The 17904-nt window shown below is 69.5% G+C and carries 10 protein-coding genes; 8 read left to right on the forward strand and 2 right to left on the reverse strand.

What is annotated here, in order from left to right:
- Nucleotides 1-22: 22 nt before the first annotated feature.
- Entirely contained in the window at nucleotides 23-3337 is a 3315-nt protein-coding gene (locus SSOG_RS45060; protein ID WP_009721009.1) for a right-handed parallel beta-helix repeat-containing protein, read from the reverse strand.
- 247 nt (nucleotides 3338-3584) lie between these two features.
- Between SSOG_RS45060 and SSOG_RS45065 the strand changes: the two genes are divergently transcribed.
- A complete protein-coding gene (locus SSOG_RS45065; protein WP_106516736.1) occupies nucleotides 3585-4799 on the forward strand; it encodes a S8 family serine peptidase in 1215 nt (404 codons plus the stop codon).
- A 157-nt stretch (nucleotides 4800-4956) separates the two neighbouring features.
- Here the strand turns inward: SSOG_RS45065 and SSOG_RS45070 are convergent, their stop codons facing one another.
- Nucleotides 4957-8922: a type VII secretion protein EccC gene (locus tag SSOG_RS45070; RefSeq protein WP_009721010.1), complete on the reverse strand. Its 3966-nt coding sequence runs from the start codon at nucleotides 8920-8922 to the stop codon at nucleotides 4957-4959.
- Between the two features lie 277 nt (nucleotides 8923-9199).
- Between SSOG_RS45070 and eccD the strand changes: the two genes are divergently transcribed.
- The 7 genes from eccD (at nucleotide 9200) to SSOG_RS45105 (ending at nucleotide 17883) form a co-directional block, all read left to right on the forward strand.
- The gene (eccD, locus tag SSOG_RS45075; protein WP_009721011.1) at nucleotides 9200-10600 is read left to right on the forward strand and encodes a type VII secretion integral membrane protein EccD; all 1401 of its coding nucleotides are present in this window, start codon (nucleotides 9200-9202) and stop codon (nucleotides 10598-10600) included.
- A 24-nt stretch (nucleotides 10601-10624) separates the two neighbouring features.
- Nucleotides 10625-12094: a type VII secretion protein EccB gene (eccB, locus tag SSOG_RS45080; RefSeq protein WP_009721012.1), complete on the forward strand. Its 1470-nt coding sequence runs from the start codon at nucleotides 10625-10627 to the stop codon at nucleotides 12092-12094.
- Nucleotides 12095-12364: 270 nt separating this feature from the next.
- Nucleotides 12365-12715, forward strand: coding sequence for a hypothetical protein (locus tag SSOG_RS45085; protein ID WP_009721013.1), 351 nt, complete (start codon nucleotides 12365-12367; stop codon nucleotides 12713-12715).
- A 96-nt stretch (nucleotides 12716-12811) separates the two neighbouring features.
- Nucleotides 12812-13135: a WXG100 family type VII secretion target gene (locus tag SSOG_RS45090; RefSeq protein ID WP_039940300.1), complete on the forward strand. Its 324-nt coding sequence runs from the start codon at nucleotides 12812-12814 to the stop codon at nucleotides 13133-13135.
- A 99-nt stretch (nucleotides 13136-13234) separates the two neighbouring features.
- On the forward strand, nucleotides 13235-13726 hold the full coding sequence (locus SSOG_RS45095; RefSeq protein ID WP_009721015.1) for a type VII secretion system-associated protein: 492 nt from the start codon (nucleotides 13235-13237) through the stop codon (nucleotides 13724-13726).
- Between the two features lie 64 nt (nucleotides 13727-13790).
- On the forward strand, nucleotides 13791-17354 hold the full coding sequence (locus SSOG_RS52915; protein WP_009721016.1) for an AAWKG family protein: 3564 nt from the start codon (nucleotides 13791-13793) through the stop codon (nucleotides 17352-17354).
- An 85-nt stretch (nucleotides 17355-17439) separates the two neighbouring features.
- Nucleotides 17440-17883: a YbaB/EbfC family nucleoid-associated protein gene (locus SSOG_RS45105; RefSeq protein WP_009721017.1), complete on the forward strand. Its 444-nt coding sequence runs from the start codon at nucleotides 17440-17442 to the stop codon at nucleotides 17881-17883.
- The last annotated feature ends 21 nt before the right edge of the window (nucleotides 17884-17904 follow it).

Raw genomic sequence — 17904 nt, forward strand, 5'->3', positions numbered from 1 at the left:
CTCCCCGTAGCGGCGGCGCCGATCAGCCGGCGGGTTGCGCGGAGCCCGCCGGCAGATCGCCGGGCAGCAGCAGCCGCAGGTCCTCCAGACCGGGCGCCGCCATGGCGCCGATGCGCCGGGCCTGCCGCGTCATCATCGCTTCCAGCAGCTGGCGGGCGGTGCGTGCGTTGCCGAAGGAACGGTCGCGCGGGATGAGGTCCACATACGCGCGCAGCGCCGCCAGGGTCGCCTCGGGGCAGTCGTAGCCGGAGTCGGCCGCGTAGCCGTTCATGATGGTGACCAGTTCCTGCGAGTCGTAGTGCTCGAACTCGACGGTGCGGCTGAAGCGCGAGGCCAGACCGGGGTTGGAGGCCAGGAAGCGGCCCATCTCCTCGGTGTATCCGGCGGCGATGACCACGACCTCGTCGCGGTGGTCCTCCATGAGTTTCAGCAGCGTGTCGACGGCCTCCTGGCCGAAGTCGGAACCCGCGCCCTCCGGGGTGAGGGTGTACGCCTCGTCGATGAACAGCACCCCGCCGAAGGCACGCTCGAACACCTCCTTGGTGAGCTGCGCGGTGTGCCCCACGTAGCGGCCGACCAGATCGGCGCGCGCCACTTCCACCAGCTGACCGGTGTTCAGCACGCCGAGGGAGTGCAGCAGGTCCGCGTAGAGCCGGGCGACCGTGGTCTTACCGGTGCCGGGCGGACCGGAGAAGATCAGATGGTGGCTGATCTTCGGGGTGGGCAGGCCCGCGGCCTGCCGCTGCCGGGTGGCCTCCAGCAGATTGACCAGGTCGGTCACCTCGCGCTTGACCGCGCCCAGGCCGACCATCGCATCCAGCTCGGCGAGCAGGTCCTTGGAGTTACGGGGCCCGTCCGCGCCGCCGACGGCCGCGTCGTCGGCGACGTCCGCGGGCAGCAGCAGGGTGAGGTCAGCCTCGGCCGGATTGGCCATCGACCCGAGGCGGAACGCCTGCCGGTCCACCATCTCCTCGAACACCCGGCGCGCCGCACGGCCATTGCCGAACGTGGAGTCGCGCGGCATCCGCTCGTAGAGCCGGGCCAGGGCGCCCAGGGTGCTCGGGTCGAGTTCGTACCGGTGCGCCCCGCACATGGACTCGGTGATGGTGACCAGCTCGTCCACCGAGTAGTTGGCGAACTCGATGGTGCGGGTGAACCGGGAGGCCAGACCGGGGTTGGAGCTGAGGAAGCCGGCCATCTGGTCGGTGTATCCGGCGGCGATGACGACCACGTCGTCGCGGTGGTCCTCCATGAGCTTCAGCAGGGTGTCGATGGCCTCCTGGCCGAAGTCGGCGCCGGAGCCCTTGCCGTCGGAGAGCAGGGTGTACGCCTCGTCGATGAACAGCACACCGCCCAAGGCCTCGTTGAACGCCTCGGTGGTCTTGATGGCCGTACCGCCGATGATCTGGGCGACGAGATCGGCCCGGGAGACCTCCACCAGATGGCCGGAGCGCAGGACGCCGAGGTCGGCGAGGATGCCGCCGTAGAGCCGGGCGACGGTGGTCTTGCCGGTGCCGGGCGGGCCGGAGAACACCAGGTGGCGGCTCATCGGCGGGGCGGGCATGCCGAGGCTGGCGCGGCGCTGGGCGAGCTGGTTGAGGTTGATCAGGGTATGGACCTGGTGCTTGACGTCGGCCAGACCGATGAGCGACTCCAGCTCCTCCAGCGGGCCCTCCGGCTTCTTCGCCCCGCCGCCCGCAGCCGTCTCGGCGCCGGTTCCGCCGGCGCTCTCGCCCCACGCGTCCTCGGCGGCGTTGCCGCTGCTGTCCAGCCCCTCGACGGTGAGACGGTCGCTGGGGCGGGACTGCTTGAGCCCCGCGCCGCGGTTGTCCCGGGCGGTGCAGCCGGTGAGGACGACCTTCTCGGCACTGTCGACCCGGATGCCGTCGCCGGTGCTCCCGGTGACCTGGCAGGCCTCCAGCGTGGCCCGGCCGCCCTCGGCGACCAGGACGCCGTGCGCGCCGGACTCGGCCAGGTGGAGGCGGTGCGCGGTCAACTCGCCGCCGCCCTCCACGTGCAGGGCCGAGGTGGCGCTGGAGCGGACCTCGCAGTCGCTGATGGTGCCGCGGCCCCCGGAGCCGACCGCGATCCCGGCCTGGGCCGTCCGGCGCACCGCGCAGTCGCGGATGTCGGGGGCGCCGCCGTCGACTATGCGGATTCCGGCGCCCTCCGCGTTCTCGACCGTGCACACCTCCAGCCGCCCGCGGCCGTCCTCGGCCACCTCCAGGCCGTGGCCGCGGGCGTCGGCCACCCGTGCCCGGCTCAGCAGGGGATTGGCGTTGCTACGGATGGAGATGCCGACCCCCGCGGCGTCGGCCACCTCCAGCCGGTCGAACTCCGCCGAGGATCCCTCGGCCAGCAGCACGGACGCGGTCTTGTCGGCGCAGTCGCGCACGGTGGTGCCGGTGAGCAGCGGCGCGCTCGATCCGATCACCCGGATCGCGGGGGCGGTCGCGGTGCCGAACTCGCAGTCCTGGAAGGTGCCACGGGAACGCTCGGTGACGGCGAGTCCGTTGCCCTTGGTGCGGGAGGTGACACAGCGCAGCAGTTCGGGGTCGGCACCGGAGGACAGGACGATGCCGGGGCCGGAGGTGTCGGCGACCGTGACCTCTTCGAGGGTGGGCCGGGAGCTGCTGTGATGTAGACGCCGAACGAAGGGTGTCGTGCACACGGGCGCGCAGCACACCGAGGTGGAGCACTTGCCTTCGAGGGCGATGGCGGGCTTCTCGGTGCCGGACACGTCGCAGTCCTCCACCCGGCCCTGTGCCTCGCCATTGGCGAGGATGCCGTTGCCCTGGGCGTCCCGCACCCGGCAGCCGCGGACGGTGGTGCGGGCCTGCTCGCCGAGGACGACGGCGGAGGTGCCGAGGTGTTCGAAGACGGAGTCGGCGACCACGCTGCCGGTGGGCGCGGTGTCCACCACCCCGGCGCCCTCGGGGTTGGAGATCCGGCAGTCCCGGATGGCCACCGAGCCGTTCTCGCGGGCGAGGACGGCCGTCCAGCCCGAACCCACCACGGTGCAGCCGTCCATGGCCACCTGGCCCCGGGGCGCGTCCACCACCGGCAGGTCCTCGTTGCCGCCGCGCAGGGTCAGGTCGGCGAGCATCACCGCGTCCGCGACGAGCACCACCGCCGTGCCACGGGGCGGGCAGATCTCCACACTGCCGCGCTCCCCGTCACCGGCGATGGTGATGCGCGTGCGGACGGTGAGGTTCTCGCGGTAACGGCCGGGCCGGACGCGTATCACCGCTCCCGCGCGTGCCTTCTCCAGGGCCTCGCCGATCGTCCGGAAGCCCTCCGGCTGGTCCGGACCGACCGTGAGCAACTGCCGTGACACGCTGGGACCTCCTCGTTGTGATGCCGCTGCCGACCTCTGTGCCCGAGGCCCGGGCCTGCTGGAAGCCGGGGGAGGGAGAGGGACGAGCACGCGACGGAAAGGCTACGGGAACCGCGGCATTCTCATCCAGGTGTCCCCGGCGCCGGTCCGGGACCGGCCGCGGACCCATTTCCCGGTCGGAGCACGGAAGTTCGTACCCGGATCACGTTACCGCGTGGCGATGTCCCGCGCGTGTATCGTGCGCGCCATGCGACGTGCTCGTTCTCATCGCCGTACGGTAGCGCGGGCGGTGGCCGCCGCCCTGCTGACCACGGTGCCGCTGGCCGCCCATACTCCCCCCGCCACCGCGGACTCCGTCGAACTCCCCGCCGTCCCGGCCGTCCTGGCCCCCGGCAAGCCGTGTACCGAGGCGTCCGGCGAGACGGCCCGCGACGCGCCGTGGACGCGGCAGGCGCTGGGCCTGAGCCGCAGCTGGCAGCTGGCGGACGGCCACGGCGTGACCGTGGGGGTGGTGGACACCGGTGTCGGTACGGACATCCCCGCCCTGTCCGGCCGCGTCAGCGCGGTCGGTGGCGCGCGCACCGACTGCGTGGGGCGCGGCAGTTTCGCCGCCGGCCTGATCGCCGCCGCGCCCGGCAAGGGCTCGGGCGTGGCGGGCGTGGCGCCCGCGGCACGGATCCTCGCGGTGCGCGGTACGGACACCCGTGGCAACCCCACGGCGGAGCGGCTGGGAGCCGGGATCCGGGCCGCGGTCGACGGCGGCGCGAAGGTCGTCTACGTGGGGCGCGCGGTGCCCACCGGCAAGGCCGTGCTGACCGCCGCCGTGGCGTACGCGACGCGGCACGATGCCCTGGTCGTCGCCCCGTTCGCGCCGGACGCGATGCCCGACGACCCCCAGACCCATGAGCCGGCCGAGCCCGCGCCCTGGTACTGGCCCGCGGCCGCGCCCGGGGTGCTGTCGGTCATGGACTACGGCCCGGACGGCACCCGCCCGGAGAACGCGCCGGAGACGACGGGGGCGGACCTGGCGGCGCCGGGGGACGCGGTGGTCAGCGTCGGTCCGAGCGGCTCCGGCCACTTCATCGGCTCCGGCTCCTCGCTGGCGGCGGCGAACGTGGCCGGAGCGGCGGCGCTGGTGCGTTCGCGGCACCCGCGGATGAGCGCCGCCCAGGTGTCCCGCCAGCTGATCACGGCGGCCTATCCGGCGGTCCCGCCGCGGCTGGACCCGTACGCGGCGGTGACCACCGTCCTCACCGACCGGCAGGGCGCCACCCCGCGTCCGGCCCCCGCGAAGGTTCCCCCGGCCGCCTCCCCGCGGCCCCTCTACCGCGCGCTGCTGATTTCTCGCGCGGGTGGGGGAGCGGTGCTGCTGGTGGCGGCCGCGGCGGTGGTGATCCCGCGGGGCCGGGCCCGGGGCTGGCGCCCGGCGGGCCAGGAGGACGGCGCGGCATCCGGCTCGTAATTCTGGGGAATTCCCTAGAGTTGTTCTGGGGATTTCCCTAGCTTTTGCGAAAGCTCGCGCCGGAAGCGGAAGCCGCCCTCGGTCCGGGAACGGAAGGCGCCCCCGGTTCCCTGAACCGGGGGCGCAACCCTTTACGCGTTTTACTCGTCTCACCTGTCTACGAGCTCTCGTCGCCCAACCATGCAGTTTGCAGTTGCGTAGATTTGCGGCGGGCGATCCGGACGGCCCGGCCCGGGTTCATGATCCGGCCCTTGACGTTGCCCAGCAGATAGCCCTCCGAGGGCGGGCAGGACATCAGCAGGGCGGGCGTGTTGATCTCCAGCAGCCGCCGCAGGAGCATCTCGTTCAGCCCGCGCCCGGCGCCGGACGCGGAGCGGGTGACGATGATGTGCAGCCCGACCTCCCAGCCCAGCGCAAGGTGGTTGAGCAGCGGGTCGAACGGAGCGTTGCCGATGCCGGCGCCCAGCATGTCGTAGTCGTCGACCAGGATGAACAGCCGCGGCCCGGGCCACCAGTCGGCCTGCTTCATCCGGCCCGGGGCGATGTCCGGGCCCGGCACCCGGGTCTGTACGGCGCGGGCGGTCCCCTCGATCATTTCCTTCAGGGCGCTCATGGACACCGCATGGCCCAGCCGGTACTCCTCCGGCACCGCTTCCACCAGGTCACGGCGGTAGTCCACGAGCACGATCTGCGCCTCGGCGGGGGTGTACCGGTCCATGATGGACTTGGCCATGAGCCGCAGCAGGTTGGTCTTGCCGCACTCGGTGTCGCCCACCACGACCATGTGCGGGCTCTCGCTGAAGTCGTGCCAGACGACCGACAGCCGCTCCTCCTCCAGGCCGATCGGCACCCGGAAGTCGCCCCCGGCCTGGGGAAGCCGCTCGGCAGGCAGTTCCGTCGGCAGCATCCGCACCCGCGGGGCCGCCGGGCCCGGCCAGCTCTCCTTGATCGCCGACACCAGACCGGACACCCCGTCCGCCAGGTCCTCGGCCGACTCCACCCCGTCGATGCGGGGGAGCGCGGTGAGGTAGTGCAGCTTGCCCTCCCGGGTGAGCCCGCGGCCCGGGATGCGCGGCACGGTGGCGGCGCGCCGGTTGTCGATCGCCGAGTCCATGGGGTCACCCATCCGCAGCTCCAGATGGGTGCCCGCCTGGTCGCGCACCGCCGCGGTGAGCTCCACCCAGCGGGCGGTGGTGACCATGAGGTGGATGCCGTAGTTCAGGCCGCGGGCGGCGATGGAGACGAACGTCTGGATGTTGCGGTCGTAGTCCTGGCGCACCGTGGACCAGCCGTCGATCACCAGGAACACATCGCCGTGCGGCTGGTCCGCGAACTCGCCCGCGGCCCGGCGGCGGCGGTACGTCGCCATCGAGTCGATGCCGTGGGTCAGGAAGAACCGCTCGCGGTCCGCCAGCAGCGAGGTGACCTCGGCGATCGTACGGCCCACCCGCTCGGAGTCCAGTCGCGCCGCGACCCCGGCGGTGTGCGGCAGGTCGGCCAGCGGCGCCAGCGTGCCACCGCCGAAGTCCAGGCAGTAGAACTGCACTTCGCGCGGGGTGTGGGTGAGGGCCAGCGCGGTCAGGATGGTCCGCACCATGGTGCTCTTGCCGCTCTGCGGACCGCCCGCGATGGCGAGGTGGCCGCCGACCCCCGACAGGTCGATGGTCAGCAGGTCACGCAGCTGCTCGAAGGGCTTGTCCACGATGGCGATCGGCACCGTCAGCCGCCCGCGCAGCGGTGAGCCGACCGTGGTCAGCCCCAGCTCCGGATCGGGCGTGAGCGGCGGCAGCACCTGGTCCAGCGTCGCGGGCAGGTCCAGCGGCGGCAGCCACACCTGATGGGCGGCGGGTCCGGCGCCCATCAGCCGCTCCACGGCCACCGACAGCAGGGTGTCGCTGGTCTCCTCCTCCGGCTCCGGCTCGGGCTCGGGGACGTCGGGGAGCTGGCGGGGCACCACGTACGCCGCCGTCCACGGCACCGTCTGGCTGGCCACCCGCGCCTGGTTCGCCCGGCTGCGCCGCTGCTGGTACGGGCCGGAGACATACGCGGCACGGAACCGGGTCAGCGCCTCCACACCCGACTTGAGGTAGCCGCTGCCGGGCTGCGGCGGCAGCTGGTAGGCGTCGGGCACCCCCAGCACACCGCGGCTCTCCATGGCGGAGAACGTACGCAGACCGACGCGGTACGACAGATGGCTCTCCAGCTGGTGCATCCGCCCCTCGTCCAGCCGCTGCGAGGCGAGCAGCAGATGGACGCCGAGGCTGCGCCCGAGCCGTCCGATCATCACGAACAGCTCCATGAACTCGCGGTGCGCGGCGAGGAGCTCGCTGAACTCGTCGACGATCACGAACAGGCTGGGCAGCGGCTCCAGCGGGGTGCCCGAGGCCCGCGCCTTCTCGTAGTCCAGGGCGGAGGTGTAGTTGCCGGCCGCGCGCAGCAGCTCCTGGCGGCGGATCAGCTCACCGTGCAGGGCGTCCTGCATACGGCCCACCAGCGCGGCCTCCCCGGCGAGGTTGGTGATCACCGCTGAGGTGTGGGGCAGTTCGTCCAGGCCGAGGAAGGTGGCGCCGCCCTTGAAGTCCACCAGGACGAAGTTGAGCGTTTCGGAAGAGTTCGACAGCGCCAGCGCCAGCACCAGCGTGCGCAGCAGCTCGCTCTTGCCGGAGCCGGTGGCCCCGATGAGCATGCCGTGCGGCCCGGTGCCGCCCTGCGCGGACTCCTTGATGTCCAGCTCCACCGGGGTGCCGTCCGGGCCGACCGCGATCGGCACCTTGAGCCGGCTGGACCCGGTGGCCTGCTTCCACAGGCTCTCCGGGTCGTGGCGGTACAGGTCGGAGATTCCCAGCAGGGTGGTCAGTTCGACGTCCGAGGACAGCGGCTCGGCGGTGTCGCCACCCATGCCCATCCGATACGGGGCGATGCGCTTGGCCAGAGCCGTCGCGCCGACCGGCCCGATCGTGTCGGGGCGGCCGAGCCGGGTGGTCTGCTCCTTGCGCTCACGGTCGGTGCGGACCAGCTCGAACGAGTCCTCGCTGACATCGAAGCGCAGGGTGACCCGCCCCGGGCGCCAGGTCAGCGCGCCGGTCAGGTCGAGCACCACGCAGTTGCGGAAGCCCGCCCCGTCCAGCCGGTGCCGGCCGGGGACGGCGCCGCCGTCCACCACGATCACGGTGAACGGCTCGTCACGCCCGGACGAGGCGTCCGGGTCGAACGAGGGCCGCTCCAAGAACTCCGCGCCGAGCAGATCCTCCAGCTCGTTGAGGGCCGAGACGAACATCCGGGCCGGGCCCGCCCCGTCGTTCTCCTGCGGGTGGAGGTTGTGGGGGAGCCACTTCACCCACTCCCAGTCCGCGCGCCGCTCGTCCGACACGCACACCGCCACCCACACGTCGTCGGGGGCGTGGAACGTGGCCAGCTGGGCGATGATCGCGCGGGCCAGGGAACGTATCCGCTCCTCGTCGCCCCGGAACAGCACCCGCGCCCAGGCCCGCAGATAGATGGCGATGGGCTGCTCGGGCACGGTGGAGTAGGCCCGCATGAAGCTGCGCAGCGCGTGCGCCGTCAGCGGCTCCAGGTCCTCGACCGGCGTGGTGGCCGTGGGCGCCAGCCGCAGCCCCAGCTTCTGCTCCCCGACGGCCACCCGGATCTCGCCGAAGTCCTCGTCCTGCGGACGGCGTTCCCACAGCCGGGTCGTGCCCGCCAGCGACCACAGGGCCGAGGGCGGCGGGTGCCGCCACGCCAGCGCCTTCTGCTGATCGGCCACCGCCGTGCGGACCTTGCGCCGGATCTGGGTGAGATAGCGCAGGTAGTCGCGGCGCTCGCCCTTCAGGCGCTGTTTGCGCTCGCTGGTCTTGCGCATCATCTGCCCCAGCATCATGGCGGCCGACGACAGCACCATCAGACCCATCGCCAGATACATGAAGTGGCTGCTGCCGCCACCGGACATACCCGGTCTCATGAACATCAGCATCATGGACACCGACATGAGCGCCATGGGCAGATACGTCCAGATGGCGGAGCTGTCCGGAACCACCTCGGGCAGCGTGGGGGGTTCCTGAAGCTTCAGCTCGCCGTCGGGCATTTCCGGGCCGCGCCGACGGGCCGGGCGGCGGAACAGGACCACACTCAAGGAATGGTCTCCTCACGGGTGGGACAACGGTGGGGGCAACGCTCTCGGTCCATGGCGTATCTTCGCGTTCGCACAGACAACCGGAATACAGCAACTGTGCAACTCGGTATACCAGTTCATGGACATGGCCAGTAATGTGCACTCTCCCGGAGACACATTCGGCACTCATACGATGGTGTCTCATCAGCATCATCCGTCCGACATCACTCCGTTCACAACGGAAACCCGGGAACCCCCCTCGCAGACCCCGGAAGAAACGTGAGCCAGCCCGATGACTGACAACCAGGTGGCCGGTCTGTGCCGCCTGACCGTACGTGCGCCTGCCAGGACCATCGACCTCGCGGTCCCCTCGGACGTCCCGGTGGCCGACCTGCTGCCCGCCGTCCTCGGCTACGGCGGCGACGACCTCGCGGAAACCGGTATCGACCACGGCGGCTGGGTGCTGCAACGCCTCGGTGGCGAACCGATGGACGAGGAGCGCACCCTCGACTCCTACGACCTGCGCGACGGCGAGACGGTCTACCTCCGCCCGCGCATCGACGCACTCCCCGAGGTCCACCTCGACGACCTGGTGGACGGCATCTCCACCACCATGCAGGACCGGCCGCACGGCTGGTCCCCGCTCGCCAGCACCCGGCTGCTGCGCGGCTTCGCGGTGACCGCCCTGGCGGCCGGACTCGCCGTGCTCGCCCTCCCCGGCGGCTCGGCCGGGCTGCGTGCCCTGTGCGCGGCGGCGGCCGGAGTGCTGCTGCTCGCCGGGGCGGGCTCGGCCAGCCGCGCGGTGGGCGACGCCGCCGCCGGTGCCGTCCTCGGCTTCATGGTCGGCCCGTACCTCGCACTCGCCGGATGGCTGCTGCCCGGCGGTGACCTCGACGGCCCGCACAGCCACGAGGTCCTCGGCGCCCGGATGCTGGCCGCCTGCGCCGCGGGCGCGGGCGGCGCGATCGTCGCGCTCGCCGCCGTGGCCTCCTACGCCGCGCTCTACCTCGGCCTCGCCGTGGTCATGGCCTTCGGCACCATCGCCGGGGCCCTGATGGTCATCACCGACCTGGGACCGGCCCATGTGGCCGGCATCCTCGCCCTGGTGGCCGTCATCCTCGGCGCGTTCGTCCCCTCCCTGGCCTTCCGGATGTCCGGCATGCGCATGCCGCCGCTGCCGACCAATGCCCAGCAGCTCCAGGAAGGCATCGAGCCGCACGCGAGCTCGGTGGTCGCAGCCCGCGCGGTGCTCGCCGACGGCTGGATGAGCGCGCTGTACGGAGCCGTGGGCGCCGCCTGCGCCGTCTGCCTGGCCGTGCTCACCCACGACGGCGGGCTGCCCGAGGTCATCATGGCCGTCGTGCTCTCACTGCTGCTGTTGCTGCACGGACGCGGCCTGGGGAACGTATGGCAGCGGCTTTCCCTCTTCCTCCCCGGGGCCGGAGGTTTCCTCCTCCTGGCCCTCTTCAACGCCCTGTCCTACTCCCCGGACCGCCGACTGCTGCTGGCCGCGAGCCTGCTCGCCGCCACCGCGGGCATCGCCATCGCCTCGTGGACCGTGCCCGGGCGACGGCTCGTGCCGTACTGGGGCCGGGCGGCGGAGATCCTGCACACCGCCGCAGCCATCGCCCTGCTGCCGCTCGCCCTGTGGGTGCTCGGGGTGTACAGCGCCCTGCGCGGCCTGAACGGCTGACCGCCCGAACCGGAGGAACGCACAGTGCAGTCCAAGCGCGACCAGGTCCAGGCGCACATGTTCATCATGGGGCGGCTCACCTCGGGCATGCTGCGCGCCGACCCCGACGCCCCGGAGAGCCCCCAGGGCCGGACCAACCGGGGCGTGGCCATCAGCGTGATCATCGCGATCCTGATCGCCGCCGGATCCTTCGTCTTCGGCCTGATCAAGCCCGGTGCGAAGAACTCCTGGCGGGCCCAGGACACGCTCGTGGTCAACAAGGACACCGGCGGCCGGTACCTCTACCTCGACGGACGGCTGCGCCCGGTGCGCAACTACACCTCGGCGCGGCTGCTCCTCGGCACCAAGATGAAGACCGCCTCCGTCGGCGGCAAGTCGCTCGGCGGCACCCCGCACGGCGCGCCCGTCGGCATCACCGGAGCCCCCGACGACCTGCCCGGCGGCGGCAGTCTCACCACCGACCCGTGGCAGGTGTGCTCGGGCACCACCAGCGGCTCCACCGCCACCGCACTGGCCGTCGGCAAGGACATCGACGGCAGTGGCCTCGGCGACTCCGAAGGGCTGCTGGTCACCGGGCCCGACAAGGCCGACTACCTGGTGTGGCAGGGCCGCAAGCTCCGCATGGACACCAGCGGCGGCGCCCGCGAAGCCCTCGGCTACGCCTCCCGCACCTCCGTGAAGGTGTCCGCGGCGCTGCTCAACTCGCTGCCCACCGGCCCCGATCTGGTCTCCCCCGACATCCCGCTGCGCGGTGGCAAGGGGCCGTCCCTGGGCGGTGGCGGGACCAGGATCGGCCAGCTCTTCCAGGTCTCCGCGCCCGGTGGCGACGCCCGGTACTACGTGCTGCGCAAGGAGGGGCTGACCCCCGTCAACGCCACCGTCGCCGCGCTGCTCCTGGGCAACCCGGAGACCAAGCAGAAGGCATACGCGGGCGGGGCGGTCAGCGCCATCACCCTGGGCGCCGACGCGGTGATCGGCCACCTGGCGCCCGGCGCCGAGGACGCCGACACCACCGAAGACCTGCCCCCGAGCCCGCCGAAGGCGGTGGACCTCGGTGCGGACGAAACCCCGTGCGTGGGCATCCAGTCCGGCGACGACGGTACGCGCGTGGGCGTGACCCTGGCCGCGAGCGGCCGACTCGGCCCCGCCGCACAGGCACCGCCGGAGGGACTGACCCCGGCCTGTGTGACGGTCAACCGGATCGTGACGCCCCCGGGCGGCGGCGCTCTGGTGCACACCCTCGGGGCGGACGGCAGGGGCGTCGGCAGCACCGTCTACCTGGTGACGGACAGCGGGGTGAAGTACCGGGTGCCCACGGCCAAGTCGCTGGAGGCGCTGGGCTACACCGCGGGCCAGGCGCAGCGGCTGCCGTCGTCGCTGCTGTCCATGCTGCCGACGGGCCCGGATCTGACACCGGGGGCCGCGGTGTCCGGCCGGGGTGAGGCGACGGCGCCCCCATGCCGGGACAACGATAAGAAAAGGGGCGACCACTGAGGGCAATTGACTGTCTTCCCCATCAGCATATCGACATTTGAGGATGACTTGAGCTGGCGTCAGAGTTGCGCCGGGCGGGTAAAACTAGGGAAATTATTGAAACCCGTCCGTCGGGGCATTTCTTGTCGTCAAGCATTGCTCATCGCTTGTTCGTCCTCTTACCATCCTTGTCTGGACCAACTGGATGTTGGTGCTTTCGCATCCGGTTGCGCAAGCCACGCCAGTGCATCGGGCCTGGCGGCGGAAATCCACCGGAAAGGGGCAGCGCCCATGGCGGGCATGCAGCGGTCAGATGAACAGGGGACACGGAACGGCATCCAAGCCCTCGAGATGGCCTTCTCGGGCGTGCAGAGCCGTCGGCAGGACGTCGAGAACACGAAGCACGGCATGATGAGCGCCCTCCAGGGCAGTGATGGTGGCGCTTTCCAGAAGCTGCTGGACTCCTGGGACGAGCACGCGGAAATCATCTCCAAGAACCTTCAGGACATGATCAACCAGCTCAACGAGACGCTCAGCTCCAAGGGTATGACTCAGGGGTCGTCGAACGAGGCCGTCAATCAGGCGTACTCCCAGTCGCAGACCATTTTCGACGGCCTGATGGGCAGCACCGCCGGAAAGTGATCGTGAGAGGTCGGTGCCTCACCGGGCCCGGCCATGGCCGACGCAGGCCGAAGGCATTCCGCACCCCCATGCCCCCACAGCGAGACGAGGTCCCCGATGCCCGACAACCTCACTGACGGATATATCTACGTCAGCTACGCGCATGTCGACAACGCGGTTGATGACATGCGACTCCAGACGCAGGAGATCGCGAAGATCATCAACAGTCTCAACCAGGAACTCCAGGCGCTGAAGAACACCTGGGAAGGTGACGACCGCGACGCCTACGACGAGAAGCAGGCCGCCTGGAACCAGGCTGTCGACAACATGGCCAAGTGGCTCGACAGCAATGCGCAGACCCTGGACGAGATTCGCAAACTCTACACGCAGAACGAGCAGAGCCAGACGCAGAGCTGGCAGGGCGTGAAGATTGGCGGCTGACCACGGCGCCATGCGGGCGGCCGTTCCACATACGGACCTACGTGGAGCGGCCGCCCGTTGTGTCATCCGACGGTGAGGTAGAGAGGAAAAGGCGAGAGCATGGCCGACAACAATCAGCCCCCGACGCAGCTCGACAAGGCGTGGCTCGAGAATTTCCGGAAAGTCGACCTGGCCGACTTCCGGAAGGCGCTCAAAACGGTGACCGAGAACAGTACGGGGGATGACGTGATTCCCTCGATGAAGGCCCTTAAGGGGGATGATGACGGCGTTCCCGGGCTTCCGTTCGGCACCCCCGTTCCACTGGCGATCGGAAATCTGGCGGCGGACGAGGCCACGCACGGAAAGGCGATCAAGGGGGCCGTGGTGGACATGGTCACGACCCTCGACGGAATCCTTGAAAGTCATATAACGCTCTTCGAGGACATCGATGACGCCCTCGGAGAGACGATCGACCGCCTGTTCAAGACGCAGGGGGAGAGCCTGGCCGCCATCGACGGTCAGAAGTTCGTCGACGTCTGGGAGGACGTCGACGCCGACTTGACGACCCCGCCGGACCAGGAGAGTGAGGACGGGGACGACGAAGACGACTAGCCCGCAGACGTCGTAACGTCTCTCCCTGCTTGTAGATTCCCCTTCCGATGGAGCCTTGTCTGTCATGGCCGATGACAAAGAGTACGACGACTACTGGGCGAAGGCTGTCAATCTCTTCACCGGGTATGACGTGCCCTCGAGGCGCGATCTGTTCAACGCGCTGGTCGGCAACGACGGTATCAAGCAGATGAGGGTCGAGATCACCAAGCAGGGATCCGTCCAGACCGTCGACGCGGACGACTTCAACTGGATGGTCGACAATGCCGGCTGGGACATCCAGAACACCGACTTCGTCATCCCCTTCTACACGAACGACAGTGGCACCGTCCATTACTACAAGGCCCGCTTCACGCTGATCGGCTTCAAGAGTGCTGACGGCCCGAGCAGCGGCGAGGCCGTGGGTGGCGAGATAAAGAGCAAGTACGGCCAAGAGCTTGAGGACGGCCACTTCAAGCCGAGCGACACGGGGACGGTCTGGAACACCTGGGACCTGACCAGTTACGCCTACGGGACGGGCAACGCGCTGAAAGCACTGCTGGAGGAGCCCAATGGAACCCTCGGGTTCTCGTGGGGCGGCAGCGCTGAAATCCCGCTCGACGAGGGTGTCCGTCTGGGGTCCTTCGACATGGCGGCGGATGCCTTCGACCGGGTCGCGAAGTTCTTCTGGGACAGTAACGCCACCATGACCGAGTGGCAGAACAAGGTGGGCCTGGACCAGAACGAGGCGTGGAAGGGGATGGCGGCCGGCGTCTTCTGGGACCTCATCCATGAACTCGGCCGTCGATACGGGCACTACGCCGACGACATGGAAGCCATCGGCGGAGTGTCCAAGCAGGGCAAGATGCTTCGGCAGGCGGGGGACGACCTCGAGAAACAGGCCCGGAAGATCTACAACAAGTGGGACGACTGGAAACTGGCGGGTGGCAACCCGCTGCGGCCGCTCGTCGATCTGTTGGGGGAGATAGCCGACCAGACCTGGCTCCGCAATCTGACCAAGGTCAACGCCGATTGGGAGTACAGCGGCGGCTACTACGGCGGCGGCGGGTACTGGGACTACAGCACGGCGGCAGGGTTTTCGCAGGACGCCTATGACGGCGATCTGAAATCGTACGGCGACATGAAGGAGCTGGAGACCTGGAAGAGAGTCAGCGAACAGGCCATCGCCAACTGGGAAGCGAAGATCAAGACCGATCTGATCGACCCCGCAGAGCAGGCGCTGAAGGATCTGGCGGCCGCCTGGGGATCGTCGCACTTCGACCTGGGCTCCATCCGGACCAAGGGCGACAAGGGCCTTAACGAGTCGTTCCAAGAGGACAAGGCCTTCAAGGACAAGAAGGACGCCGAGGACAAGGCGGCGAAGGACAAGAAGGCGGCGGACGACAAGTACGCGGCCGATAAGAAGGCCGCGGAGGACAAGGCGGCCGCAGACAAGGCGGCGGCGGACGCGAAGTACGCGGCCGATAAGAAGGCCGCGGACGACAAGGCGGCTGCGGACAAGGCAGCGGCCGACAAGAAGTACGCCGAGGAAAAGGCCGCGCAGGAGAAGAAGGAGAAGGAGCAGGAGGCCAAGCAGGAGCAGAAGGAGAAGGAGGCCGAGGAGAAGGCGGCCGCGCTCCAGGCCAAGCAGGACCAGAAGGAGAAGGAGGCCGAGGAGAAGGCCGCCCAGAAGGAGAAGGAGCAGGAGCAGAAGCAGGCCGAACAGGAGGCCAAGCAGGAGCAGAAGGAGAAGGAGGCGGAGCAGAAGCAGGCAGAGCAGGAGGCGAAGCAGGAGCAGATCCGCCAGGAGCAGGAGAAGAAACAGGAACAGCAGCAGAAGGAGGCGGAGCAGAAGCAGGCGGAGCAGGAGGCCAAGCAGGAGCAGATCCGCCAGGAGCAGGAGGCGAAGCAGGAGCAGAAGGAGAAGGAGGCCGAGCAGAAGCAGGCCGAACAGCAGGCCAAGCAGGACGAGGCGCAGAAGCAGGCTCAGGCGTTCCAGGTCCAGCAGGTCAATCAGCAGAAGGCCGAGCAGGAGAAGCGGGACAAGGAACAGGCGAAGCAGCAGGCGGAGCAGGAGGCCAAGCAGGAACAGCTCCAGCAGGAGCAGGAGGCGAAGCAGGAACAGAAGGAGAAGGAGGCGGAGCAGAAGCAGGCGGAGCAGGAGGCCAAGCAGGAACAGAAGGAGAAGGAGGCCGAACAGAAGCAGGAAGAGCAGCAGAAGAAGCAGGAAGAACAGCAGAAGCAGGCCGAGGCCAAGCAGGAGCAGATCCGCCAAGAGCAGGAGCAGAAGCAGGAACAGCAGCAGAAGGAGGCGGAGCAGAAGCAGGCCGAGGCGGAGCAGAAGCAGGAGCAGATCCGCCAGGAGCAGGAGCAGAAGCAGGAGGAGCAGCAGAAGGAGGCGGAGCAGAAGCAGGCCGAGGCGGAGCAGAAGCAGGAGCAGATCCGCCAAGAGCAGGAGCAGAAGCAGGAGCAACAGCAGAAGGAGGCCGAACAGAAGCAGGACGAGTACCAGCAGAAGCAGGAGAAGGCCCAAGAGGAGCAGCAGAAGCGGCAGGAAGAGCTCCAGCAGCAACAGCAGCAGAAGCAGGACGAGTACCAGAAGCAACAGCTCAAGCTCAATGGATCACTGAACAATGGCGATTTGGGCCAGCACAACAATGGCGATCCGACTCAGCTGAACAGCAATGACTTCAACCACCTCTCGCCGGAAATCTCCGGCCCGGTCAACGGCGACGACTCGCTGACCAACCCGGACGGCAGTCAGTCGCACCTGGATTCCCAGGGCCGTGTCGTGACGGAATTCCCGGACGGCAGCAAGTCCGTGATCGACCCGCACACCCAGACGTCGACCATCACCCGGCCGGACGGCTCCCATTACTCCGGACCGCTCAACTCGGACGATTCCCTGACCAACCCCGGCGGCAGCACCACCCGCCTGGACCCCCAGGGTCAGGTGGTCACCGAGTACCCCGACGGCAGCACCACCCGTGTGGACCCGGACACCGGCGCCACCTCGATCATCAGTCCGGACGGCACCTCGACCACGGGCTATCTGAACAACCCCGACAACGCGCTCCCCGACTACCAGTACAACGGCCCCGGAGGCAGCTCCCACCCGGGCGGCCCGCTCAACAACCCGACCTCCTACGACTACGGCAACCACTCCTACGAGGAGGAGTTGTACGACGACAAGCCGTACCAGGAACCGTCGCTCAGAAATCCCGGCCAGTCCGCCGACGGAGGATCCCCGAAGGCGGGTGGCGGCACTCCACTGAACAGCGGCCCGATGCCCAGCTCCATGGGCGGTAGCCCCGGCGGGATGCCGATGGGCGGCATGCCCATGGGCGGAATGGGCGGCATGGGGGGAGGCAAGGGCGGCGAGGGCGGCTCCTCCGAACGCGTCCGCAACGTCATCGACAACGGCGACGTGGTCAGCAACCGCCGGAACGCCCCCATCCCGCGCGGCAAGGGCGGCGTGTACGAGGACCGGCAGGCCGTCAGCACCAGCGGCAGTAACCCGTTCCTGCCCCGATGGGCGGCGGTGGCGCACCCGGACAGACGGAGACCGAGAGCAGCGACCGCGAGCGCGAGGTCTGGGAGCCGGAGGAGGACGACGTCTGGGGCACCGACGAGGGAGGTTCGCCGGCCGTGATCGGACGCTAGTACGTCTCCAAGTCCCCTTCTTTGCCCCGATGTTGCAACAGTGATCGACATCTGACCCTGAGCAGGAGTGTCCGTTGTCCGAACCGCTACAGGAGCGCATTGCCCAGGCCATGGCCGAGCTCCAGGCCACCCAGGCCGCCGTCGCACGGGCGGAGGCGGATCTCCGTCAGGCTTCGGCGACGGTGCGCTCGAACGACCGCGTGGTGGAAGCGACCGTCGGTGGCCAGGGCGAGTTGACGGGGCTGAAGTTCCTCGACAACAAGCACCAGAACATGACGGGCCCCCAGCTTGCCGCCTCCATCTTGGAGGCCGTCCAGCAAGGACGCGCACAGATGGCCCGCCGGGTGATGGACACCTTCGAGCCCTTTACCCGGCCGGGCCCTGAGGGGTCGATGCGCCGGGGTGTCGACCTCGACTGGAACCGGGTCTTCGGATCGGCGCTCGACGGCGGTCAGCCCGGTTCCGGTCGAGCGAGCAAGAACCGGCTGCGCGACGAGATCCACGAAGATTCCGACTGATGCGCTGGGAAGGTGATCGGC

It is taken from the genome of Streptomyces himastatinicus ATCC 53653 (genome assembly GCF_000158915.1).
GTDB lineage: Bacteria > Actinomycetota > Actinomycetes > Streptomycetales > Streptomycetaceae > Streptomyces > Streptomyces himastatinicus.